Origin of the sequence: Streptomyces sp. NPDC008121, assembly GCF_042957155.1 — a bacterium.
Classification (GTDB): domain Bacteria; phylum Actinomycetota; class Actinomycetes; order Streptomycetales; family Streptomycetaceae; genus Streptomyces.
Genome location: NZ_JBIBHT010000001.1, coordinates 602,215 through 625,410 on the forward strand (window position 1 = coordinate 602,215; position 23,196 = coordinate 625,410).

At 71.8% G+C, this 23,196-nt stretch carries 20 protein-coding genes and 1 pseudogene; 8 read left to right on the forward strand and 13 right to left on the reverse strand.

Features of this window, described 5'->3' with window-relative positions:
- Positions 1–66 precede the first annotated feature (66 nt).
- Positions 67–948, forward strand: coding sequence for an SIP domain-containing protein (locus ACFZBD_RS02580; protein WP_391134082.1), 882 nt, complete (start codon positions 67–69; stop codon positions 946–948).
- A gap of 532 nt (positions 949–1,480) precedes the next feature.
- Complete coding sequence (locus tag ACFZBD_RS02585; RefSeq protein WP_391134085.1) at positions 1,481–2,122, forward strand: LmbU family transcriptional regulator; 642 nt, start codon at positions 1,481–1,483, stop codon at positions 2,120–2,122.
- 58 nt (positions 2,123–2,180) lie between these two features.
- Here the strand turns inward: ACFZBD_RS02585 and ACFZBD_RS02590 are convergent, their stop codons facing one another.
- The 3 genes from ACFZBD_RS02590 to ACFZBD_RS02600 all read right to left on the reverse strand — a co-directional run bounded on the left by ACFZBD_RS02590 (position 2,181) and on the right by ACFZBD_RS02600 (position 4,816).
- Positions 2,181–3,221, reverse strand: a complete 1,041-nt coding sequence (locus tag ACFZBD_RS02590) for a methyltransferase (RefSeq protein ID WP_391134087.1) — start codon at positions 3,219–3,221, stop codon at positions 2,181–2,183.
- Between the two features lie 97 nt (positions 3,222–3,318).
- Entirely contained in the window at positions 3,319–4,179 is an 861-nt protein-coding gene (locus ACFZBD_RS02595) for a tryptophan 2,3-dioxygenase family protein (RefSeq protein WP_391134090.1), read from the reverse strand.
- Positions 4,157–4,816 (reverse strand): DUF6875 domain-containing protein, encoded by a 660-nt coding sequence (locus tag ACFZBD_RS02600; RefSeq protein ID WP_391134092.1) that lies wholly within the window; start codon positions 4,814–4,816, stop codon positions 4,157–4,159. The genes ACFZBD_RS02595 and ACFZBD_RS02600 overlap by 23 nt, the downstream gene beginning before the upstream one ends.
- Before the next feature lie 255 nt (positions 4,817–5,071).
- Between ACFZBD_RS02600 and ACFZBD_RS02605 the strand changes: the two genes are divergently transcribed.
- Positions 5,072–5,833, forward strand: a complete 762-nt coding sequence (locus ACFZBD_RS02605; RefSeq protein WP_391134095.1) for an alpha/beta fold hydrolase — start codon at positions 5,072–5,074, stop codon at positions 5,831–5,833.
- A 31-nt stretch (positions 5,834–5,864) separates the two neighbouring features.
- Here the strand turns inward: ACFZBD_RS02605 and ACFZBD_RS02610 are convergent, their stop codons facing one another.
- From ACFZBD_RS02610 to ACFZBD_RS02620, 3 genes and pseudogenes are all read right to left on the reverse strand, one after another.
- On the reverse strand, positions 5,865–8,180 hold the full coding sequence (locus ACFZBD_RS02610; RefSeq protein ID WP_391134098.1) for an ATP-binding cassette domain-containing protein: 2,316 nt from the start codon (positions 8,178–8,180) through the stop codon (positions 5,865–5,867).
- A gap of 692 nt (positions 8,181–8,872) precedes the next feature.
- Positions 8,873–9,805 (reverse strand): annotated as a pseudogene (locus tag ACFZBD_RS02615) (TerC family protein); the annotation flags it as partial.
- 166 nt (positions 9,806–9,971) lie between these two features.
- The gene (locus ACFZBD_RS02620; RefSeq protein ID WP_391134101.1) at positions 9,972–10,937 is read right to left on the reverse strand and encodes a pirin family protein; all 966 of its coding nucleotides are present in this window, start codon (positions 10,935–10,937) and stop codon (positions 9,972–9,974) included.
- A 139-nt stretch (positions 10,938–11,076) separates the two neighbouring features.
- Between ACFZBD_RS02620 and ACFZBD_RS02625 the strand changes: the two genes are divergently transcribed.
- The 3 genes from ACFZBD_RS02625 to ACFZBD_RS02635 all read left to right on the forward strand — a co-directional run bounded on the left by ACFZBD_RS02625 (position 11,077) and on the right by ACFZBD_RS02635 (position 12,902).
- Positions 11,077–11,421, forward strand: coding sequence for a tetratricopeptide repeat protein (locus ACFZBD_RS02625; RefSeq protein WP_391134104.1), 345 nt, complete (start codon positions 11,077–11,079; stop codon positions 11,419–11,421).
- A gap of 79 nt (positions 11,422–11,500) precedes the next feature.
- Positions 11,501–11,947: a DUF6153 family protein gene (locus tag ACFZBD_RS02630; RefSeq protein WP_391134107.1), complete on the forward strand. Its 447-nt coding sequence runs from the start codon at positions 11,501–11,503 to the stop codon at positions 11,945–11,947.
- Positions 11,948–12,233: 286 nt separating this feature from the next.
- Positions 12,234–12,902, forward strand: coding sequence for a DUF305 domain-containing protein (locus ACFZBD_RS02635; RefSeq protein WP_391134110.1), 669 nt, complete (start codon positions 12,234–12,236; stop codon positions 12,900–12,902).
- 48 nt (positions 12,903–12,950) lie between these two features.
- On the opposite strand, the gene ACFZBD_RS02640 is transcribed toward ACFZBD_RS02635, so the two are convergent.
- Together ACFZBD_RS02640 and ACFZBD_RS02645 are read right to left on the reverse strand one after the other, a co-directional pair.
- Positions 12,951–14,612, reverse strand: coding sequence for an amidohydrolase family protein (locus ACFZBD_RS02640; protein ID WP_391134113.1), 1,662 nt, complete (start codon positions 14,610–14,612; stop codon positions 12,951–12,953).
- A gap of 142 nt (positions 14,613–14,754) precedes the next feature.
- The gene (locus ACFZBD_RS02645) at positions 14,755–16,197 is read right to left on the reverse strand and encodes a cytosine permease (protein ID WP_391134115.1); all 1,443 of its coding nucleotides are present in this window, start codon (positions 16,195–16,197) and stop codon (positions 14,755–14,757) included.
- A 152-nt stretch (positions 16,198–16,349) separates the two neighbouring features.
- Between ACFZBD_RS02645 and ACFZBD_RS02650 the strand changes: the two genes are divergently transcribed.
- Entirely contained in the window at positions 16,350–16,994 is a 645-nt protein-coding gene (locus ACFZBD_RS02650) for a TetR family transcriptional regulator C-terminal domain-containing protein (protein ID WP_391134117.1), read from the forward strand.
- A gap of 83 nt (positions 16,995–17,077) precedes the next feature.
- Here ACFZBD_RS02650 and ACFZBD_RS02655 read toward each other — a convergent pair whose 3' ends face one another.
- Together ACFZBD_RS02655 and ACFZBD_RS02660 are read right to left on the reverse strand one after the other, a co-directional pair.
- Positions 17,078–17,965, reverse strand: a complete 888-nt coding sequence (locus ACFZBD_RS02655; RefSeq protein ID WP_391134120.1) for a 3'-5' exonuclease — start codon at positions 17,963–17,965, stop codon at positions 17,078–17,080.
- An 84-nt stretch (positions 17,966–18,049) separates the two neighbouring features.
- Positions 18,050–19,501, reverse strand: a complete 1,452-nt coding sequence (locus tag ACFZBD_RS02660; RefSeq protein ID WP_391134122.1) for an FAD-dependent oxidoreductase — start codon at positions 19,499–19,501, stop codon at positions 18,050–18,052.
- A gap of 161 nt (positions 19,502–19,662) precedes the next feature.
- Here ACFZBD_RS02660 and trxA point away from each other — a divergent pair, with 161 nt between their 5' ends.
- Positions 19,663–20,025 (forward strand): thioredoxin, encoded by a 363-nt coding sequence (gene trxA, locus ACFZBD_RS02665; RefSeq protein ID WP_391134125.1) that lies wholly within the window; start codon positions 19,663–19,665, stop codon positions 20,023–20,025.
- 90 nt (positions 20,026–20,115) lie between these two features.
- Here trxA and ACFZBD_RS02670 read toward each other — a convergent pair whose 3' ends face one another.
- The 3 genes from ACFZBD_RS02670 to ACFZBD_RS02680 all read right to left on the reverse strand — a co-directional run bounded on the left by ACFZBD_RS02670 (position 20,116) and on the right by ACFZBD_RS02680 (position 22,939).
- On the reverse strand, positions 20,116–21,303 hold the full coding sequence (locus tag ACFZBD_RS02670) for an acetyl-CoA C-acyltransferase (RefSeq protein WP_391134128.1): 1,188 nt from the start codon (positions 21,301–21,303) through the stop codon (positions 20,116–20,118).
- Positions 21,304–21,518: 215 nt separating this feature from the next.
- Entirely contained in the window at positions 21,519–21,788 is a 270-nt protein-coding gene (locus ACFZBD_RS02675) for a hypothetical protein (protein WP_391134131.1), read from the reverse strand.
- A 128-nt stretch (positions 21,789–21,916) separates the two neighbouring features.
- Complete coding sequence (locus ACFZBD_RS02680; RefSeq protein WP_391134134.1) at positions 21,917–22,939, reverse strand: substrate-binding domain-containing protein; 1,023 nt, start codon at positions 22,937–22,939, stop codon at positions 21,917–21,919.
- Positions 22,940–23,196: the final 257 nt, after the last annotated feature.

Below are 23,196 nucleotides of genomic sequence, written 5' to 3' on the forward strand. Positions count from 1 at the left end.
CCGAAACGTCGACACCGGCCGGACGACGCCCCCCGCGCCATCCGCCCCCATCGTGCGAAGGAATCCATGAACAGCTTGCCGATCTGGCTCCTGCAGGTCACCCGGACCGAGCGGATCACCCCTCACATGGCCCGCGTCACCGTCACCGGCGACGACCTTCGGGGCTTTTCCCTCACGGAACCCGACCAACAGGTCAAGCTCTACTTTCCACGCCCGGGGCAGCCCCGACCGGTCCTGCCCGAGGTCACCGAGACCACCGACCTCATGACGTGGTACCAGGCGTTCGGGGCCATCCCGGAGGACGAGCGGCCCTGGATGCGCAGCTACACGATCCGCGCGCACGACCCGGCCACGAACTCCCTCACCTTCGACTTCGTCCTGCACCGGCACGCCGGACCGGCCACGCGGTGGGCGATGGACGCCGAGGAGGGCGACTTCCTGGGCGTGTTCGGTCCCAGCGACTACTTCGCGCGCCCCAAGCCGCTGTCCGCGTCGCTCGCGGAGGCCGACTGGGTGCTGCTGGCCGGTGACGACGCGGCCGTTCCCGGGATGGCGTCGATCGTCGAGAGCCTGCCGTCCGGCGCCCGGGTGATGGCGTTCATCGAGGTCCAGGACGCGGGTGACGAGCAGCCGCTGCGCACCGAGGCCGATCTGACCACGACCTGGCTGTACCGCGGCGCGACCGAGCCGGGGCAGAGCGAGGCGCTGGCCGACGCGCTGCGGGAGGCCGTGCTGCCGGACGGCGACGGCTTCGCCTGGCTCGCCGGCGAGGCCGGTCTCGTACGCCGGATGCGGCGGCACCTGGTGGACGACCGCGGCCTGCCGAAGAGCCGGATCGAGTTCTCCGGCTACTGGCGCCTGAAGCTCACCCAGGACGACGCCCCCACCGAGGAGGATCTCGCCGAGGCGCAGGAACGCCTCGCGGAGGCGCAGGCCCAGGCCTCCTGACCCCACGGCGAGACCGGGACGTGCCACCACGGGCACGTCCCGGTCGTTCGTTATCCGGCACCGTCAAGGTCGCGGATCCATATCAAGCCAACCGATCACGGCCGCATGCGGGAGAGTGGAATTCATTGCTACGCTCCCTTGGATCGCCGCACTGATCGGATAATATGACAGTGGCGTCGTCGCCCGGTCGACGACGCGGCTTCTCTGCTTCGTCTCGCCGGAATTCCCACGGGGGTGTTTCCTTTGGCAATGATCGTTGCGGGCAACCAGCCCCACGCGAGATATCGCGCGCTCTAGCGCCTCTTTCACACCGGGCGGGCTTCTCCTTTTCCATGCCCCCCGGCAGCTGTCGTCACGACATCCCCCCTCCGCGCCGACCACCCTTCTCCAGCGCACGGCCGCCTCAGCCACGGCCTTGGTCGGCGTCCGGCCCCCCCGGGCCGGCACTTCGTCGCGTACGTCGCCCGAATCACCTCAACCATGCGGCCTCTGCATGCCCAGAGGCACGAGCACCGCCGGAAGAGAGGTTCGTATGCAGCACTCCGTGGACCAGGCTCAGCGAAACCGCCCGTCTGCCAGAACGCCCCTCCGGAGAGGAGGAACCGAAGGCGGGCGCGAAGGCAAGGACATCCTCACGACACGCGTCGGACTGAGAATTCCCGCGGCCCTCACCTTCGAACGATGGCAGAACGTCGGTTCGCAGATCTCCCGCATCGTCGACTCCTCGTCCTGGTGCCTCGGCGACTGGCTGGTGTACGGACAGGAGGAGTTCTCGGACCGGTACTTAAGGGCCATCGAGGCCTGCGGCCTCGACTACCAGACCCTGCGCAACTACGCGTGGGTGGTCCGCAAGTTCGAGCTCAGCCGCCGCCGCGAGACGCTGAGCTTCCAGCACCACGCCGAGGTGAGTTCACTGCCGCCCTGCGAGCAGGACAAGTGGCTGGACATGGCCGACGAGTTCAATTGGTCACGCAACGAACTGCGCCGCAACATCCGCTCCCACCGACAGGGCGACGGCAAGGGCGAGCCGCCGAAGGACTACCTGCCCAAGCTCAGCGCCCCGGCCGAGCGGGTGCAGCGGTGGCGCAAGGCCGCCGAGCTCTCCGGGGACGAGTTCGAGCAGTGGGTGCTCAGGACTCTCGACGAGGCGGCGCTGGCCAGCCTTCCCGGGTGACGCCCGCTAGGGAGGGTGGGACGGGCGGTGCGCCCGTCCCACCCTCCCTTGTTCCGCCCTACTTCCAGGCGCGCAGCACCCCGTGCGGCGTCCACGTCCCGCCCGGCAGCCGTTCGACCCGCTGGAACCCGGCGACACGCAGCCACTCCTCGTACTCCCCCCAGTGATAGAGGGTGCTGTCCGGGGCCGGCAGCGTGGCGAAGTAGACGTTGTCGAGCGCGGCGTACAACGGCCCGTCGCCCGTGTCGTCCGAGAACGCGTTGAAGATGAGCACCTGGCCGCCCGGCGGCAGGCAGTCGAACGCCTTGCGCAGCAGCGCCGTGTTCTGCTCGGGCGACCAGATGACGAGCTGGTTGGCGAACAGCACGCAGTCGTGGCCCGCCGGGTAGTCGTCGGCGAAGATGTCCCCGGCCCGTACGGAGATCCGGTCGTCCAGTCCGCGCTCGGTGATCCGGCCGCTCGCGATGTCGAGTGCGCCGGGCATGTCGACCACCGTGAAGGACGTCCCCGGGTTCGCCTCCGCCAGCGCGATCGCGTTCACCCCGTCGCCGCCACCGATGTCCAGCACCCGGGACACCCCGCTCAGATCGGCCCGGTCGACGAGGACCGGGTTGGACAGGCGCGACCACGAGCGCATGCAGCGGTAGAAGAGCGCCTCCAGTTGCGGTTGGGAGGCCAGCCGGTGGTACAGGTCGTCGCCCTCGCCGGGGATGCTGCGCAGCCCGACGTTGGTGTTCTGCCTCAGCGCCTCCACCAGGTCGGCCGCGGCCGGCATCGTGATCCGGTCCTGGAACTCCACGAGGTCCTCGATGATGCTCCAGGTGCCGTCGGACAGCATCGCGTCGATCAGCTCGGCGTTGAGGTAGCGGCCGCTCCTGCGGGCGGTGAGGCCCAGCGAGGTCGTGCCCAGCAACAGGATCTGCGCCGCCCGGGGTTCCAGCTTCAGCGTGGCGCACACCTGCTCGGTGGTGAGCGGCCCCTCCTCGTGCAGCCGGGTGAACAGACCGAGTTCACAGCCGGCGTGCAGCAGGTGGAAGGCGGAGGCGCCGAAGAGGATCCGGGTGAGGTCTTCGTGGTCGACGGGACCGGCCTTGGCCATGATGAGCTCCCTCGTGTGGTCGGTGATCGATGAGGTGACAGCGGGACCCGCGGGGCGTGTCAGGCGTGCACGGCCGGACGGGACTTGGGGGCACGCCCTACAGGGACGACCGCGCGGACCACAGCTCCGGGAAGAAGCGGTGGCCGCTGATGCTCTCCAGCCACGCCACGCCCTCGGTGCCGCCCGTGCCGGGTTTGCCCCCGAGCACCCGCTGCACCACCGTCAGATGCGTGTAGCGCCAGCGGGCGAAGGCGTCGGCGGCATCGGTCAGCGCCTCTCCGAGGAGGAAGAGCGGGCGGTGCGCCTCACTGTTCCCGTACACCTCGTGCCAGGCCCGCTCCACACTGTCGTGAGGTTCGTACGGCGCCTCGCACGGGCGCGCCAGCACGGCGTCCGCGACCGGAAGGCCGCGGCGACGCAGCAGGGCCAGCACGGCGTCGTAGAGGCTCGGCTCGTGCAACTGCCGGGACACCGCCTCATGGCTCGACGCGTCACGGTGCGGAAGCACCATCCGCGGATTTTTGTTCCCGAGCAGAAATTCCAGCCGCCGGTACGAAGCGGACTGGAAACCGGAGGCGCCACCCAACACCTCGCGGAACTCGGCGAATTCTCCCGGTGTCATCGCGCTGAAGAAGTCCCACGACGACAACGCCACCTGCTGCACCCGCGCGGCCCGGCGCAACGCCCACAGCGCGGCGTCCACATCGTCGTCGTCCACGCGGTCGCGGACCGCCGTGAATTCGATGTGCAGCAGCTTGAAGAGGAGTTCCATGACCTGGCTCATGATGATGAAGCCGGGTTCGGTCGCCGCCGCGGTGCGGGGATGCTGCAACGCGAGGAGAGCGTCCATCTCGGCGTACTCGGCGTACTCGGTCGGGGGCGCGCCCGCCGCCCCGCCGTAGGGGCAGCGCGTCACCACCGCGTCGTTCCGCCGTTCACCCGGTCGCGCGGCGGTCATCCGGTGTCCCTCCAGGTCCGTGCAGGCTCAGGGCCTTGTGGTACAGCGTCGTCAGCAGCGGCCCGATCCCGTCCGGCCGGGACCGGTACCGCGCGCCGAAGCGACGGTGGTACTCGGCGAACCAGTCCGCCCGCTCGCCGAGGAAGAGGATGTCGTGCACCGCCATCGCCCGCACCGCGACCAGCGGCACAGGTGACCGGCTGACCTTGAAGGCCGGGTTGTGGGCGGCCGGTTCCGCGCACCGCGGATGGAACTGGCCGATCATCAGGCCGCGTCCCACGCTCTCGGTCTTGACCTGCGCGTGCGCCTCGTCGAGCAGCGCGAACGCCTCGGGCGCCAGGTCCGGCAGCACGATGAGCAGCGACCGCAGGGTCGGGTTCGACGCCCGCCAGTCGAGGTGCTCGAACTCGTCAAGACCGCAGCGGATGATCTCTCTGATCAACGGCAGACTGGCGGCCGGCCCCACGAGCCGCACCGCCGTCTCGACCGCGTGCACCCTTCTGGCGGGTGCCACGAACGGACATACCGCGCCCGACCGGCCGAGCTGCTCATGGGGTTGGGTGATATAGGAATTCAGCCATTCGTCGACGCTGTCGAGGGCCTTCCCGACGTCGACTGCCAACACATCGATTGACATTACTGTCGATTTCCCCTCCGGCGGCACCATCAAGAAAAGGGCGCAGGCGCTTTACCGACGTGCCCTGCACCGACTTATTGGCTCGCAAAACCATATCGACGTCCAGAAATACGCATCAAGGGAAGCGCGACCGGGCATGCCACGACCGGGCGGGCGGAAAATTCGGCGGGTGTCCCGCCGGCGGGACACGCGTCGCCCCGGTCCCAATCATGGAAATGCGGTGCCCACCTTGCCCCGAAACACCTCGGAGAACACGTGCTCTTCCCGATCGGTCCCTGGATCCGCAGCTTCGGTCTGGCGCCTGCCGCGTCCGTGCGGCTCCTGTGCTTCCCCCACGCCGGCGGCACCGCCGCCTACTACCGTCCGATGGCGGTGGCGCTCGCTCCGGACGTCGAGCTCCTCGCCGTCCAGTACCCGGGCCGACAGGATCGCTTCCGGGAGCGGCTCGTCGACAGTGTCGGCGAGCTGGCCGACCACGTGGCCGACGCGGTACGTCCGCTCCTGAGCCGCCCCCTGTCCTTCTTCGGGCACAGCATGGGGGCCGCCGTGGCCTACGAGGTGGCGCTCCGGGCCCAGGCGCGGGGCGACGGCCCGCGGACCCTCTTCGTCTCCGGCCAGAGCACGCCGTCGGCCCGCCGCGACCGCGGGATCCACGCCCTGCCCGACGGCCTGCTGGCGGCGGAGCTGGAGCGCCTGGGCGCGACGGACCCGGCCGTCCTCGCCGACCGTGAACTGCTCGGCGTCCTGCTGCCCGCCATCCGCGCCGACTACCGGGCCATCGAGACCTACCGCCGGAGCGACGAGCCGGCCCTCGACTGCCCGATCGTGGCCCTCACCGGTACCGCCGACCCGTACGTACGGCCCTCGGAAGCGGCCGCCTGGGCCAGCCTCACCCGCCGGGCCTTCGCGTTCCACGAACTGCCCGGCGACCACTTCTTCCTGGACGCCCGGCGTGACCACGTGTGCGAGATCCTGCGCGGGCACCTCGCCCCCTCCTCCTCGGCGGCCGGGCGCTGACGCGGGCGGCGGCACGCACGGGCCGGGCGGATCAGAGGCCGACGTAGGCGGCCAGGTGCTCGCCGGTGAGGGTGGAGCGGGCGGCGACGAGCTCCGCCGGGGTCCCTTCGAAGACGATGCGGCCGCCGTCGTGTCCGGCGCCGGGGCCGAGGTCGACGATCCAGTCCGCGTGCGCCATCACCGCCTGGTGGTGTTCGATGACGACGACCGACTTGCCCGAGTCGACCAGCCGGTCCAGCAGCCCGAGCAACTGCTCCACGTCGGCGAGGTGCAGACCCGTGGTCGGCTCGTCCAGGACGTAGATCCCGCCCTTGTCCGCCATGTGCGTGGCCAGCTTCAGCCGCTGCCGCTCACCGCCGGAGAGCGTGGTCAGCGGCTGGCCCAGGGTCAGGTAGCCGAGCCCGACGTCCGCCAGCCGGCCGAGGACGGCCTGGGCGGCGGGGACACGCGCCTCGCCGGCACGGAAGAACTCGTCCGCTTCCGCCACCGGCATCGCCAGCACCTCGCTGATGTCCCGCCCGCCGAGCCGGTACTCCAGCACCGCTGCCTGGAACCGCTTGCCGCCGCACTCCTCGCAGGTGGTGGCGACTCCGGCCATCATCGCCAGGTCGGTGAAGATCACCCCGGCGCCGTTGCAGGTGGGGCAGGCGCCTTCGGAGTTGGCGCTGAACAGGGCGGGCTTGACGCCGTTGGCCTTGGCGAAGGCCTTACGGATCGGCTCCAGCAGACCGGTGTAGGTGGCCGGGTTGCTGCGCCGCGAGCCGCGGATGGGCGCCTGGTCGACCGACACCACCCCGGCGCCCGCCGGGATCGACCCGTGCAGCAACGAGCTCTTCCCGGATCCGGCGACCCCGGTCACCACCGTCAGCACCCCGAGCGGAAGGTCGACGTCGACGTCCCGCAGATTGTTCGCCCGCGCCCCGCGGATCTCCAGCGCACCGACCGGCTTCCGGACCGTCTTCTTCAGCGACGCCCGGTCGTCGAAGTGACGACCGGTCAGTGTGCCGCTGGTTCGGAGTCCTTCGACGCCGCCCTCGAAACAGACGGTGCCGCCGGCCGTCCCGGCACCGGGCCCGAGATCGATCACATGGTCGGCGATGGCGATGACCTCGGGCTTGTGCTCGACCACGAGCACCGTGTTGCCCTTGTCCCGCAGCAGGAGCAGCAGGCCGTTCATCCGCTGGATGTCGTGCGGGTGCAGACCCGTGCTGGGCTCGTCGAAGACGTAGGTGATGTCACTGAGCGGGGAGCCGAGATGGCGGACCATCTTCACGCGCTGCGCCTCACCGCCCGACAGCGTGCCCGCGGGCCGCTCCAGCGACAGATACCCGAGCCCGATCTCGACCAACGAGTCGAGGGTCTGCCCTAAGGTCGCCAACAGGGGTGCGACCGACGGCTCGTCCAGCCCGCGTACCCACGCGGTCAGGTCCCGGACCTCCATCGCACACGCGTCGGCGATGTTGATCCCCTTGATCCTGGACGCCCGGGCCGCCTCGCCCAGCCGGGTCCCCTCGCAGTCGGGGCACGTGACGAAGGTGACCGCCCGCTCCACGAACGCCCGGACGTGCGGCTGCAGCCCGTCCTCGTCCTTGGACAGCACCGACCTGCGCACCTTGGGGACCAGCCCCTCGTAGGTGACGTTGATGCCGTCGACCTTCACCTTGGTGGGCTCGCGGTGCAGGAAGTCGTGCCGTTCCGTCTCGGTGTAGTCGCGGACGGCCCTGTCGGGGTCGACGAAACCCGACCCGGCGAAGATCCGCACGAACCAGCTGCCGACCTTGTAACCGGGCACGGTGATCGCGCCCTCGTTGATCGACTTGCTCTCGTCGTAGAACTGCGTCAGGTCGAGATCGGTCACACGGCCCGTCCCCTCGCAGCGGGGGCACGCGCCGGCGGGCTGGTTGAAGCTGTAGTGGAACGGAGGCCCGGCACTCGGCTCGCCGAGTCGGCTGAAGACGACGCGCAGCATGGCGTGGGCGTCGGTCGCGGTGCCGACGGTGGAGCGGATGTTGACCCCCATCCGCTCCTGGTCGACGATGATCGCCGTCGTCAGCCCTTCCAGGACGTCGACTTCCGGCCGCGCCAGCGTGGGCATGAAGGTCTGCAGGAAGGCGCTGTACGTCTCGTTGATCAACCGCTGCGACTCCGCGGCGATCGTGTCGAACACCAGCGAACTCTTGCCGGATCCGGAGACACCGGTCAGCACCGTCAGCCGCCGCTTCGGGATCTCGACGCTGACGTCCTTGAGGTTGTTCACCCGCGCGCCCCGCACGCGGATCCTGTCGTTGCCGTCAGCGGTACAACGCGGCGCGCCCGACACCGTGTCCGTCCACGCGACCCTGCTCATCCGTGCCTCCCTCTGTCACACCCGGGCGACCGTCACGTCCTCATCCCCGGTCACCCCGACCGATCTAACCAGCCGCGGGAGGCACACGCCGAATGACCGAGGAGACGCAGGAACCGCCTGTGGGAGGGGAGTTGACCGGCCCCACGTCCACGGGGGCCGGTCCCGGGCGAGCGCTTCCGGTGCTTCGGGCTCGTCGCTCAGGTCAGCGCACCCGCCCCCGGGCCTTGAGCCGGGTCGGCGGTTCGGGGCGTACGCGGAGCATCCGTACGAGGGAACGCGACGTTCGGTTCGAGTGGCTACGCGGCACCGGACGGAGGTTTGTTCTTGGGATCCAGGCGGTAGTCGGGACAGTCTCGGTTCTCGCACGCGCCCGGCCCCCGGACGGGGACGAAGACACCGAGGGTCTTGTGGCGATGCACCGCGGACGGCACGGACTGCCGGCAGGTCGGACACTCGTACATGTCAATCTTATGCTTGCTCTTGACCATATCTTTACGATATGCCCGTTTTTGCGCGTTGGGAAGGCTTTGACTGCCCTGCCGTCCCACGCGGCGACGGGCTTCATGGTCCTCGGCCGGTGAACCGGTGAGGGGCAGGGGTTCAACCGCCGGAGGCAGGGCTTCACGCGCCTCGGGGGGCTCGGCAACCGCGGTGACGTCCCCTTGCGCGTCGGCATGCCCCGGGGAGCCTCCAGGGGCCGGTCGTCTGATGCTCAGTACGACGGAGCCCGCCAATACGACGACGATCACAGCGAGGCTGATCGGTGAAGGGATCTCCGGGATGCCGGGGCTGATCATCTTGTGGGACGCCTGGAGAATGAGCTTGACGCCGATGAAGGAAAGGATGATCGCCAGACCCTTGCTCAGATAATGGAAGCGGTCCAAGAGCCCCGCGAGCATGAAATAGAGGGCCCGCAGACCGAGAATGGCGAAGGCGTTGCTGGTATAGACGATGAACGCGTCATCGCTGACCGCCAGGACGGCGGGCACGCTGTCGACGGCGAAGATCAGGTCGGCCGCCTCGATGGCGGCGACCACGGCCAGCAGCGGGGTGCCGACGCGCTTTCCGGCTTCCTTAACGAAGAACTTAGCCCCGGCGTATTCGTCCCGCACCGGAATGACCTTGCGCAGCATCCGTACGGCGAAGCTCTGTCCGGGGTCGAAGCTCTCCTCCTCGTCCTTGAGGAGTTTGTAGGTGCTGTAGAAAAGCACCGCCGCGAAGGCGAACAGCACCGCGGTGAACCGGCTGACCACGGCCACGCCGAGAGAGAGGAAGATTCCGCGGAAGACGAGGGCGCCCATGACGCCGAAGAACAGCACACGGTGCTGGTAGGCGCGGGGCACTTTGAAGTACGCGAAGATCACGGCGAAGACGAACAGGTTGTCGACCGACAGGCTCTTCTCCAGCAGCCAGGCCGTCGTGTACTCGGTGCCGGCGGTCGTACCCAGGACGAGGAAGACGACTCCACCGAAGATCAGGGCAAGACTCACCCATAGTCCGCTCCAGGCGGCTGCCTCCTTGAAGCCGATCACGTGCGCGGTGCGGTGGGCCAGCAGATCCACCGCCAGCGACACCACCACCGTCGCGGCGAACGCCATCCACAACCAGAGCGGGACCACGAGCACGCCTGAATGTCTCGTCGTGAGCCGCGCGAAGTGCGCCGACCCTTATACAGCAGTGTCCGGCACGACGCCCTCGGAAGCACGCGGAGCCGACGGTTCCCCGCCCCCGGCAGTCGTCGCCCCCCTCGGCGTACCCGTGCTCAACCTGTTCGCAGCATGACAGTGCGGGTCAGCGGACCCTTCCCCGCGGCTTCAGGGCTACGGGCGGGAGTTCGGGCGCTGGCAGGCGACCCCCGTCATAGCCCTCCACGTGCCCGAACCGGGAGCCCTTCGCCCACTCCTCGCGGGCCTGTGCGATTTCCTCGTGGGACCGTCCGATGAAGTTCCACCACATGACGATCTCCTCCTCGAACGGCTCACCGCCCAGGAGCATCAGGCCGGCGTCGGAGACGGCGCGCAGGGGCAGTTCGGTGCGGCCGCAGCCGAGGTAGAGCATGGAGCCGGGCAGGAGCGGTACGCCGTCGACGTGGGCCTCGCCCGACATGGAGAGGACCGCGTACTCGAAGTCCGGTTCGAGGGGCAGGGCGGCCTCCGTGCCCGCCGTCAGGGCCAGGTCCGCGCCGACGAGGGGGGTGTAGGCGGTGCCCGGGGATTCGGCGCCGTCGAGGGCACCGAGGATCACCGTGGCCGTGAGACCGGGGGCGGTGACCTGCGGCAGCGTGGCGTGGTGCTGGAAGTGCGGCTCGACGTCCCGGTGGGCGTCCGGGAGGGCGACCCAGAGCTGGGCGCCGTGGAGGAGGCGCGCGTGCGGCCGGGGGCTCTCCTCCGAGTGGGAGATGGCCCGGCCCGAGGTCATCAGGCCCAGCTCGCGGGGCCGGATCGTCTGGAGGCTGCCCGTGCTGTCGCGGTGCAGCACCTCCCCCTCGTGCAGCCAGCTCACCGTCTGGAGCCCCATGTGCGGGTGCGGCGGCACCTGCATGCCGGGCTCGTCCGCGATGTCGTCGGGTCCGTAGTGGTCGACGAAGGCCCAGGCTCCCACCATCCGGCGGCCGAGGTTGGGGAGCAGACGGCGGACTTCGGTGGACTCTCCGAGCTGGACACGGCGGGGGCTGAGGAGTTCCCGTACCGGCTCGGCGACGACGAAGCCGCGGCCGCCGCAGACGTTGAGGGCGGCCTGTCGATCAAGATTGCTCATGACGCTCAACCTATTCCTGTCCGGCACGGGGTGGGGGCGCCCACGCGACCATGTTAGTGGAATGTTCAACCAAACGAGGGCGTTGAGGCGGACACCTCCCCCAGGGTGGCAGAACGGGGGCACGGCGAAGGAGAACGAAATGAACGAGACGTACTACGAGTTCGGGACCGCCGGCGAGCGCTGGGACCGCGCGCGGTTCTTCTTCGAGGCGAAGGAGTACCAGTCCGCCGCGCGCATCCTGCGCGGTCTGGTCCCCGAGCACCCCGAGCAGACGGCCCAGCGCCTGCTCCTCGCCCGCGCCTACTACCACTCGGCGCAGCTCTCGCGCGCCGAGACCGAGCTGCGCGCCGTCCTCGACCGCGACCCGGTGGAGCACTACGCCCGCCTGATGCTCGGCCGCACCCTGGAGCGGCAGGGGCGGCCCGCGGAGGCCGCGCCCCATCTCCGGCTGGCGGCCGCGATGTCCGGGGACTCTCCGGAGTGACCCTTGGCCACGAGTCAGGGTGAGCCCCCACCTGGGAGCGGCGGGGGCTTCGGTAGGGTCGGGGCGGGAGGTGCGGACCGTGGACGCGCGACGGCCGGGACGGCACGACTGGCGAGCGGGTGGCGCCCTGGCGCACCTGCTGCTCGTCGTCGTGCTCGCGCTCGGCGTCTTCGTGATGCACGCGGTGGGCCACCCCGAGGGCTCCTCCGGGCACGACACCACCGGCACCGCCCCTCTCTCCGCCGCCGGAGCCGCACCCGGGCACGAGAGCGGCGCCGCACCCGGGCACGCCCCCGAGAGCGGGGCGCCCGCCCCGTCCCACGACTCCGGCATGGCGATGGACATGACCACGCTCTGTGTGGCCGTCCTCGGCGTCTGGCTGATCGCGGGGCTGGTACGTGCGGCGCTCGCCCGTCGCCCCGACTGGCCGGCCCGGCTCCTCGCCCGCCTCCTGCCCGCGCTGGGCCCCAACGCCCCGCCGCCCCGAACGCCCGACCTCGCCGAGCTGTCGATCCTGCGGATCTAGGGCGTGTTTCGAAAGTAGCGTCGTCCGCCCGCAGGGCGGGGCCGGGGGCGTCTGGTGCGTGCGATCGCAAGGCGGAGGAAGGAGAGCGCAGCGGGCTGCGCCGACGACCGACAACGCAGCGAGCGCGCGTGCCAGACGTTCCCGGCCAGACGGGACTTTCGAAACACGCCCTAGGCCGATCGCCACCGCGGGCCGCCTCGCGCTGCCCGCCTCCGCGTTCGTTCAGCCTTTTCCGCGCGTACGCACAGGCGTACGCCGCACCGACAGCACACGAGGTGTGACACACATGCGTGCCTTCACGAACCCCACCGCCCGAAACCTCACCGCCGCCGGCGGCCTGGCCACCGCCTGTCTCCTGCTCTCCGCCTGCGGCTCCGCCGACACGTCGGCGAACGGCCCGGCCCACGGCGCCGAGCACTCCGCGTCCACGACGCACACGGCCCCCTCCGCGTCCGCATCCGTCTCCGGTTCCGGCGGCGACACCGCGCCCGGCGCGTTCAACGACGCCGACGTGATGTTCGCGCAGATGATGATCCCCCACCACGAGCAGGCGCTGGAGATGGCCGCGCTGGCCGAGGGGCGGGCCGAGAACCCCGGGATCAGGAAGCTCGTCGCCGAGATCGAGAAGGCCCAGGGTCCCGAGATCCGGAAGATGAGGTCCTGGCTCGCCGGGTGGAGCAAGCCGGAGTCCGCCGCCCACGACGGCCGGGGCGGGCACGAGATGGCCGGGATGATGTCCGCGCGGGACATGAAGGGGCTGGCCGCCACGAAGGGCACGGCGTTCGACCGCAGGTTCGCCGAGCTGATGATCGCCCACCACGACGGAGCCGTCGCGATGGCGCAGGCCGAGCGGAAGGACGGCCGTAACGCCACGGCCCGGAAGCTCGCCGACGACGTCGTCCGCACCCAGACCGCCGAGGTGGACCGGCTGCGGAGGATCCTCGCCCGGCTCTGATCGGCGCCGCACCGGGCACGCCGCGGCGTGCCCGGTACGCGACCGGCGTCAGGCGCGTGCCGCGGTACGGACCACCTCGCCGCCCACCACGACCGTCTCGGCCACCGTGCCGGGGATGTCCTCCGGGTCCACGCGGAGGATGTCGCGGGACAGGACCACGAAGTCGGCGAGCTTGCCGACCGTCAGCGAACCGCGCTCGTCCTCCAGGAAGTTGGCGTAGGCCGAGCCCATCGTGTAGCCCTCGACGGCGGTGGTGACGTCGATCGTCTCCTCGGGCGTCCAGGGCTCCCCGCCGCCCCGCAGCGGGCGGCGGGTGACGGCGGTGTAGATGCCGACCATGGGGTCCATCTCCGCGACGTTCCAGTCGCTGGAGAGCGCCAGCACCGCCCCGGCGGCGTGCAGGCTCCGCAGGGGCCAGGCCTTGTGCCAGCGGTCGGGGCCGATGTTCTCGGCCCAGTCCTGGCCCGGGCCCGCGATGTCCGGAGCGGCGTGGCGCGGCTGCATGCAGGCGACGACGCCGAGCGCGGCGAAGCGCGGCGTGTCGGCCGGGTCGAGGCACTCCACGTGGACGACCTGGTGCCGGGCGTCGCGCGGCCCGTTCACCTCCCGGGCGCGGGCGACGGCGTCGAGGACCGTACGGATGCCCCGATCGCCGGTGGCGTGGACGAAGCACTGGAAGCCGCGGGCGTCGAGCCGGGTGAGCAGGTCGGTGAACTCCTCCGCCGGATAGAACGTGTCGCCGCGGTGGTGACCGCACCCGGCGTACGGCTCCAGGAGAGCGGCCGTACGGGGCTCGACGACGTCGTCGATGTAGAGCTTCAGCGGGCCCACCCGCAGCCGGTCGTCGGCGTGGGTCCGGGCCGCGGCGGCGAAGGCGTCCAGGTCGGCGTCGGTGGTGCCGCGCGGGTGGAAGAGGGCGGCGACGATCCGGGAGCGGAGCCGGCCCTCGGCACGGGCCCGCTCGAAGAGGGCGAGGTCGTCGAGGGAGTTCTGGGGTTCGACGACCGTCGTGATGCCGTAGCCGATGGCGTCGTCGAGGCTCTTGGCGAGCCGGCCGTACTGCCGGTCGGGCGCCGCCCACGGCACACCGAGGTCGCGCAGCGCGCGGTGACCGTCGCGCGAGAGGCCCTTGACGGCGAAGTCCTTGACGAATCCGGTGGGTTCACCGGTGGCCGGGTCGGTGGCGGCTTCTCCGAACGGCAGGCTCGTACGGTCCCGGGTGACACCGAGCCGGCGCAGGGCCGCGGTGTTGAGCCAGGCGGTGTGCACGTCGTAGCTGAGGACGAGGGCGGGGGTGTCACCGGTGACCGGGTCGAGGTCGGCGGCCGTGGGCATCCGGCCGCCGGGGATCGCGGAGTAGTCGAAGGCCTCGGCCTCGATCCACTCGGCGTCGGGGTGGTCCTGGCGCCAGGCGGTGATCCGCTCGTGGATCGCGTCGAGGGTACGGGCCCCGGCGAGCTGGACGCAGGCGTCGTCGGAGCCGAGGCGCACGTGGTTGTGGGCGTCGATGAAGCCGGGCAGGACCAGACGGCCGCCCGCGTCCATGATCCGGGTGTCGGGTCCGACCCAGGCGGCGGCCTCGGCGTCGGCACCGAGCCAGACGATCCGCCCGTCGCGTACGGCCATCGCCTCGGCCTCCGGCAGTTCGGGGTCGACGGTGTGGATCCGGGCGCGGGTGAGGACGAGGTCGGCGGGGGTGGGGGTGAGCATGCGCGTGAACTCCGTGAGGGGTGCGGGGTCGGGTGCGTGGTGTCGCGTAGGGGTGTTGGTCCGTGTGCGGGACGCGGACCGGTCCATGGGCGTGGCGTGACGGGCGCGTGGGTGGTGTGTGGCCGCGTGGGGAGCGGCGGGGTTACGGGTGCGCGGCGGGCGCGGGCACGGGGACGGGGGTGGGCGTGACGGTACGGCGTGCGAGGAGGAGATAGACCAGCGCCGAGACCGCCGCGCCGAGCAGGGTGAGGTCGGCTCCGCCGAGCGGGGCCACGAGCGGGCCCGTCCACAGCTCCGAGTCGCAGGTGAGCGCCGCGAAGACCATGCCCGTGAGCAGCGCGGTCATCCCCGCGGGGTGCCAGCCGGCGCGGTACCAGTACGCCCCGTGCTCGCCGGCGTGCAGCGACGCGGAGTCGTAGCGGCAGCGGCGCAGCACCATGTCGGCGAGGAAGACGCCGCCCCAGGGGGCGAAGACGATGATCAGGAGGGAGAGGAAGGCGAGGAGGGAGGTAGTGAAGTCGGTGAGGAAGAGCGCGCCGAGCGAACCGAGGGCGGTGACGGCGGCGCTGATGACGATGGCGCGGGCGCGGCTCCACGGGATGCCGAGGACCTGGAGGTTCAGGCTGGAGGAGTAGAGGGTGATGATCGAGTTGGTGACCGAGCCGCCGAGGACGAGCGCGAGGAAGAGCGGCCGGAACCAGCCCGGGAGCAGTCCCTCCGCGCCGGCGACCGCGTCCGTCATGTCGGTCTGGGTGGCGGCCGCGACGCCGGCGACGCCGAGGGCCACGGAGGAGAGGAAGCCGCCGAGGGCGCCGCTCCAGGTGAGGGCCTTAAGGGAGGTGGTGTGGGGGAGGTAGCGGGTGTAGTCGGCGGGCATGGGGAGGTACGAGAAGGGGCCGGCGAGCATGACGACGAAGGCGAGGCTCCAGCCGGCCGCGCCGGGACCGGTGGCCGGGACGGCCGTGTCGGCGCCGGGCAGGACGAAGACCAGCAGGGCCGCGAAGCCGACGGCGAGGGCGTAGGCCATCCAGCGTTCGGCGAACTGGACGGTGGCGTGGCCCCAGAGGGCGACGGCGAAGGTCATGGTCAGCGTGAGGGCGAGCGCGAGGGCGCGGGTGGTGCCGCCGGCGGCCCAGCCGAGGTGGGCGAACAGCGCTTCGAGGGCGAGGGTGCCGACGACCGTGTTGACGATGGTGTAGCCGATGCTGACGATCCAGTTGAGCAGGCCGGCGGGCCAGTTGCCGCGCACGCCGAACGCCGCGCGGGAGATGACGAGGGTGGCGGTGCCGGTGCGGACGCCGCTGAGTCCGGCGGCGCTGATGGCGAAGAACGAGAGCCCGCCGATCACGACGACGGCGGTGGCCTGCCAGAAGGAGAGGCCGAAGGCGACGGCGAGGGCGCCGTTGATCACGTAGGTGAAGGTGAGGTTCGAGCCGAACCAGAGCCAGAAGAGGTCCTTGGCGCCGCCGTGGCGCTCGGCGTCGGGGATGGGGTCGATGCCGTGGCCCTCGACCTGGAACACCTCGTCGCGGCCGTCGACGGCCGCTCTGCCCTGTCGCGCCTGTGCCTGTCGTGCTGTGTCCACTCCGGCTCCCACCACTCCGCAGACCTTGAATGCTGTTCTAGAACTTAGAACGACATTCAAGATGTGCGACGGGGGCCCGCCGCGTCAAGACCTCGAGGACCTGCGGTTAGAGTCGTGACCATCGTCAGAGCGGCGCGGCGGAGGCGGAGCGGGTGGCAGGGGCACGACGGCGCGACGGGCACATCACCCAGGAGCGGATGCTCGAAGAGGCCATGGCGGCGATCGCCGAGGACGGGCTGACGGCGCTCACGATGTCGGCGCTGGCCGAACGGCTGGGCACGAGCGGCGGCCACATCCTGTACTACTTCGGCAGCAAGGACCTGCTCCTGCTGGCCGCACTGCGGTGGAGCGAGTCGGCGCTCGCCGACGAGCGCCGGTCGCTGCTGTCCCGCCGACTGACGGCGGAGCGCAAGCTCGACCTCTTCCTCAGGCTCTACCTCCCCCGCGGCCCGCGTGACCCGCGCTGGACGCTGTGGATCGAACTCTGGGCCCGCACGCCCGCCAACGAGTCCCTGGGCGAGGCGCAGCGCGAACTGGACCGCGGCTGGCAGGAGGACCTGGAAGCACTGCTCGCCAAGGGGGTGGCCCAGCGCCGCTTCGCCCCGATGGACGCGGCCGAGGTGACCGCGCGCGCCTCCGAACTCCTGGCCCTCCTGGACGGGTTGAGCACCCGGGTGGTCCTCGGCCAGGAGCAGGGGCGCGATCCCCGCCCGGCTCTGGAGGCGGCGCGGGCGGCGGCGGCCCGCCTGGTGCCGGTACGGGCTCAGGAGCGGGCTCCGAAGACTCCGGAAGCCTGACCCCGGCCCCGGCGGCCGGATGCCGGGCGGGGGCCGGGGCCGGGGTCAGGGGCCGGGGCCGGGGTCAGGGGCCGGGGCCGGGGTCAGCGTGCCGGCGGCTCCTCCCACGGCAGGGGCTCCACCGGGGTCATGGGCCAGTCCGGGGCGCCGGGGCGGTGACGGGACGACTCCGCGTTCCAGATGATCTGTTCGGCGTGGAGCACGGGCCGGGACAGCCGGGCGATCGCGGGATAACAGGCGCCGACGACCTGGGCCAGGGCCAGGGTGGCCTCGGCGTCGGAGGCCGCGTCGCTGGGGCGGGTGTGCGGGATGCCGTACCACCGGGTGACCGCCTCCAGGGAACGGCGCCCCGGGCGGTAGCGGTCCGCGTGCCGGTCCAGGACGAGGGGGTCGCAGACCGGGGCCACGCCGCCCGGCAGCCGCGCCGTCAGCACCTCCACGCCGTGGCGCAGCAGTTCGGCGTGGAGGAGGGAGAGGACGTGCGGGGCGAACCACACGACCAGAAGCTCCCCCGCGGCCAGGTGTCCGGCGAGCAGGTCGGCCACCTCGCCGAGGGCGTCCGCGGCCGGAACGCCTTCCCGCCGGGCCCGTTCGATGGTCATGCCATGTGTTTTGCCGGACGCCACCGACAGGAGATTGGATCCAGGATCCACGATCCAATCCCGCACCACGCCGTCGCTCGTCCGGACGGAGGCGGTGAGGATCCGGTCGACGGCCGCCCGGTTCCCGGTGGTCGCGATGTCCAGGGCCAGGAGGGGCCGGCGGTGCCAGCCGGAGTGGTCCAGACGGGCCGGGGGCGTGGGTTCCCGTACGTGCTCGGGGTGGTAGACCTTCCAGCCGCCGGTGCGGCCGTGCCGGAGCACGCCCGCACCCGCGGTGACCACCGCCCCGCACACCGCGCACGGACCGTCGTAGTCGTTGGCGAGCTCGCCCGAGGAACCATCCCTCGGGGCCTGCGGGACGCCGTTCACGGCATCACGCCTCCCCTCGCGCGCCGAACCTCGCGGGCGCCCGTCCCGCACGTGCCCGTCCCGCTCATGACGCTGCCTTACCGCTCATGACGTGCCCGCGCCGTCGCGGTACGCCTCCAGGAGCCGCAGCCACGCCTCGCTCAGCGTCGGGTAGGCGGGGACGGCGTGCCAGAGGCGGGCGATCGGGACCTCGCCGGCAACGGCGATCGTCGCCGAGTGCAGGAGTTCGCCGATCCCGGGCCCGACGAAGGTGACGCCGAGGACGATCTCGCGTTCCAGGTCCACGACCATGCGGGCGAGGCCGCGATAGCCGTCGGCGTAGAGCCCGGCGCCCGCGACGCCCGAGAGGTCCAGGTCGACGGCGCGGACGCGGTGCCCGGCGCGCCGGGCCTCGTCGAGCGAGAGGCCCACCGCCGCGGCCTCCGGGTCGGTGAAGACGACCTGGGGTACGGCCGCGTGGTCGGCGGTGGCCTCATGGGCGCCCCAGGGATCGCTGCCGGACAGGGCGTCCCCGGCCGCGCGCGCGGCGATGGCGGCGCCCGCGATCCGGGCCTGGTACTTCCCCTGGTGGGTCATGAGGGCCCGGTGGTTGACGTCGCCGACGGCGTAGAGCCAGTCGTGGCCGGTGACCCGTAGGCTGTCGTCGACGGTGAGCCAGGAGCCGGGCTCCAGGCCGACGGTCTCCAGGCCGATGTCGTCGGTGCGGGGGGCGCGGCCGGTCGCGAAGAGGACCTCGTCGCCCTCGACGTGGTCGCCGCCCTCCAGGACCACGGTGACCGGCCCCGTACCCCCGTCGCGGACCACGGCGGACACGGAGACTCCGGTACGGATGTCGGCCCCGCGCTCGGTCAGGGCGTCGGCGACGTGCTCGCCGACGAACGGTTCCATCCGCTCCAGCAGGCCCCCGCCGCGTACAAGCATCGTGACGTGCGAGCCGAGCGCCTGCCAGGCGGTGGCCATCTCCGCGGCCACCACTCCCCCGCCCACCACGACGAGGCGGTCCGGGACGTGGTGCGCGCTGGTGGCCTCGCGGCTGGTCCAGGGCCGGGCGCCGGACAGGCCCGGCAGGTCGGGCAGGGCGGCGCGGCTGCCGGTGCACACGGCGACGGCGTGCCGGGCGGTGAGGAGGTGGCGCTCGCCCTCGGGTCCGTCGACGGCGACCTCGCGGACTCCGGTCAGGCGGCCGTGTCCGCGGACCAGGCGCGCGCCGGTCGAGTCGAGCCAGCCGACGGCGCCGTCGTCCTTCCAGTCCGAGACGTAGTAGTCGCGGTGGGCGAGCACGGCCCGGGCGTCCAGCGGACCCTGGACCAGGTGGCGGAGGCCGGGGACCGCACGGGCGTCGGAACGGGCGATCGCCGGGCGGAGCAGCGCCTTGCTGGGCATGCACGCCCAGTAGGAGCACTCGCCGCCGACGAGTTCGCTCTCCACCACCGCCACGCTCAGTCCGGCCGCCCGGGCCCGGTCGACCACGTTCTCGCCCACCGGTCCCGCTCCCAGCACCACCACGTCGTACGCCTGCTTCACCGCTTGAGTCATGGCCCCAGTCTGGTGGCAGGTGTGCGCGGTGGCCACAGGGGAAGGCGCCGCCCTGCGGTCCCGGAATAGCGAGGCTCGACGCGCCGTTGTGCGGGGCGAGTCCCCAGGGGACCGTAAGGACACCGCCAGGAGACCGCCAGGAGACCGGAGAGGCAGGAAGTATGAGCACTGTTGAGCTCACCAAGGAAAACTTCGACCAGATCGTGAGTGACAACGACTTCGTTCTGATCGACTTCTGGGCTTCCTGGTGTGGTCCGTGCCGTCAGTTCGCGCCGGTCTTCGAGGCGGCGTCCGAGCGCCACGAGGACTTGGTGTTCGCCAAGGTCGACACCGAGGCCCAGCAGGAGCTGGCCGCCGCCTTCGAGATCCGCTCGATTCCGACGCTGATGATCGTCCGCGACAACGTGGCCGTGTTCGCGCAGCCCGGCGCGCTGCCGGAGGCCGCCCTGGAGGACGTGATCGGCCAGGCGCGCAAGCTCGACATGGACGAGGTGCGCAAGTCGATCGAGGAAGCGAAGCAGTAGGCCCGGCCGACAGGGACGGACGGAGACGGAGGGGCGGTACGGGAGAGATCCGTACCGCCCCTTCGTGCTGGCGCGCCGCAGGCGGCGGGTTCAGCGCTCCAGGACCAGCGCGAGACCCTGGCCGACCCCGATGCAGAGCGCGGCGAGGCCGGTGCCCGAGCCGGCCGCCGCGAGCTGGTGGGCCACCGAGCCGGCGAGCCGCGCGCCCGAGGCGCCCAGTGGGTGGCCGATGGCGATGGCGCCGCCGCGCGGGTTGACGATGCCGGGGTCGAGTTCCGGCCACTCGGCGAGGCAGCCGAGGGACTGGGCGGCGAAGGCCTCGTTCAACTCGAAGGTGGTGAGGTCCGCGAAGGAGCGGCCGGCCTTGCCGAGCGCCCGCCGGACCGCCTCGACCGGGCCGAGCCCGAAGAGCTGCGGCTCGATGCCGGTGACGGCCGAGGCGCGGATCCGGGCGAGCGGCTCGCGGCCGGTCTCCCGCAGTCCGTCCTCGTCGACGAGGAGGAGGGCGGCGGCGCCGTCGTTGAGGGGCGAGGCGTTGCCCGCCGTGACCGTGCCCCCGTCCGGGCGGAACGAGGGCTTCAGCCGGCCGAGAGCCTCGAGCGAGGTGGTGTCCCGGATGCACTCGTCCCGGGCGAGCTCCGCGCCCGGGTAGGGGACGACCTCGCCGTCGTACAGCCCCTTCGCCCACGCCGCGGCCGCCTTCTCGTGGCTGGCCAGCGCGAACGCGTCCTGCCGCGCACGGGTGATGCCGTGCTTGTCGGCGATCAGTTCGGCGCCCTCGCCGAGGGAGACGGTCCACTCCGCGGGCATCCGGGGGTTGGTCATGCGCCAGCCCAGGGTCGTGGAGTGCAGCTGCTGGTGTCCGGCCGGGAAGGCGCGCTCGGGCTTCTGCAGGACCCAGGGCGCGCGGGACATCGACTCGACACCGCCCGCGACGACCACGGAGGCGTCGCCGAGCGCGATCGCGCGGGCGGCCTGGATCACGGCCTCCAGGCCGGAACCGCAGAGCCGGTTGACGGCGACGCCGGGCACGGAGGCGGGGAGCCCGGCGAGGAGGGCGGCCATGCGGGCCACGTCGCGGTTGTCCTCGCCGGCGCCGTTGGCGTCGCCGAAGTAGACGTCGTCGATCCTGGCGGGGTCGAGGTCGGGGGCGCGGCCGACCAGCTCCCGGACGACATGGGCGGCGAGGTCGTCGGGGCGTACGGAGGAGAGAGCGCCTCCGAACTTGCCGATCGGGGTGCGGACGGCGTCGACGATGAAGACGTCGCGGATGGTCATCGGTTCTCTCCCACGGGGACCTTCGACAGGATCTGTTCGCCTGGTGAACTTTCCTTCGTGATCGTGCGGCCCGAGTCTCTGCCGGACCGCTCGTCCTGTCAACGGCCCCGAGCCCGATGCATGGCGTCTACATCCGCTGTACGGAAGTCAGGGGGAAGGGCGCCGGCCTGAGGGGCGCGCGGCCGGGCTCAGGGAACGGTCTCAGGGGGCCGGTCTCAGGGGGCCGGGGCGGTCCGGATGAGCGCCGTCAGGCCGTAGTCGAGTTCGCGGCCGTCCACCAGCAGGGCCTCGACGGTACGGGTCTCCGGGTCGATCTCGGCGGTCAGGCCGTGGCCTTCGTAGCGCGGATAGCCGGAGGCCCCCTGCCGGCCACTGGCCTCGACCACGGCGGAGCGGACCGCGCTGTCGTCCACGGAGGCGCCGCCACGGTCCAGCACGTGCTGGGGGACGAGCAGGATCTCGAAACGCTGTGGAACTTTGCTCATGTATCCGACGCTAAGCGCTCGACGCGGCTCCCGCCGGACGACCGGGAATCGGGCGCGGAAAGCGGCGTGCGGGGGGCCCGTGCAGGGGGGACCCGTGGCTCTCGGATGCCCTCAGGCCGGACGGCGGGTCAGCTCGACTCCCGGCGGACCAGCCGGGAGGCCATCAGGTCGTGCGCCTCCGGCACCGCCTCCGGGTCGCGGACCGCGCGGTCGACCAGCTCGGCCAGGTGCCTGCCGATCACCATGTCGATCTGGACGGTGCTCAGCCGGGGCCGCAGCAGCCGCCCGAGGAGGAGGTCGTCCGAGCCGACGAGCGCCGTATCGCCCGGGATGTCGACGCCCGCGTCCTGGAGCGCCCGCATCAGCAGCATCGCGTACTCGTCGTTGTACGCGAAGACACCGTCCAGGCCCAGCTCCCGCCAGCCCGCCGCGAGGGCGTCCGCCGACGCCTCGTCGTACCGCAGCGGCAGGGGGACGACGGTGGCGCCGCCCCGCGCGGCCGCCTGGCGGACGCCGTCGAGCCGCGGGCCGGAGAACATCTCCAGGCCGGGCTCCTCGGGGACCACGACGCCGATCCGGCGGCTGCCGCGCTCGACCAAGTGCTCCCCCGCGACGCGTCCCACCCGCGCCTGGTCCATGACCAGCGCGTGCGCCCCTGCGATCCGCTGCGACCCGACGGTGATCACCGCCTTGGCGCCGGAGCGCTTGAGGACTTCGACGCCCTGCGGGGTGAGCTGGACCTCGCCGAGGGAGACAACGGCCACGGGGCGGAGCTCGGCCCAGGCGCGGGCGGCCTCGTCGCCGTCGAGCCCGAGGCTTCCGTACTGCACCACGGTGTAGTCGAGGCGGCGCAGCGCCCACTGGAGCTCGTTGAAGAACCGGTTGTACAGCGGGCCCACGGGCACGTGCGCGGTGGGCAGCAGGACCATCCGGCTGTGGCCGGCGCGCAGGCTGCGGGCCGCCGCGTGCGGTACGTAGCCCAGCTCCTCGGCCGCCTCCCGTACCCGGCGGCGGGTCGGTTCGCTGATCCGTACGGCCGCGGTGTTGTTCAGTACGTACGACACGGTGGCTCTGGACACGCCCGCGAGCCGCGCGACATCGGCGCTGGTCGGTACGGGACGCTCGGCGGACTGTCTCGGTGACTGGCTCATCGCTCCGGCATCTTTCCAGACACCTCAGGACCGGGCTCTGCCGGATGGCCGGATTCGGGGCCGGGCCGTGCTCACACGCGTCACCGGCACGTGTCACCGCCCGCCACCCGTCTCCTCCCGGCCCGCGGGAGACCGGCAGGGGCGGCCGCCCCCGGGCCCGCCGCCGTCCACCCCGCCGGCCCGGGGAGTGGCGCATACCCGCCGCCGACCCGCGACGCGGTCGTACGGTCGTACTCGGCGCACCGGCCGTGCGTCCG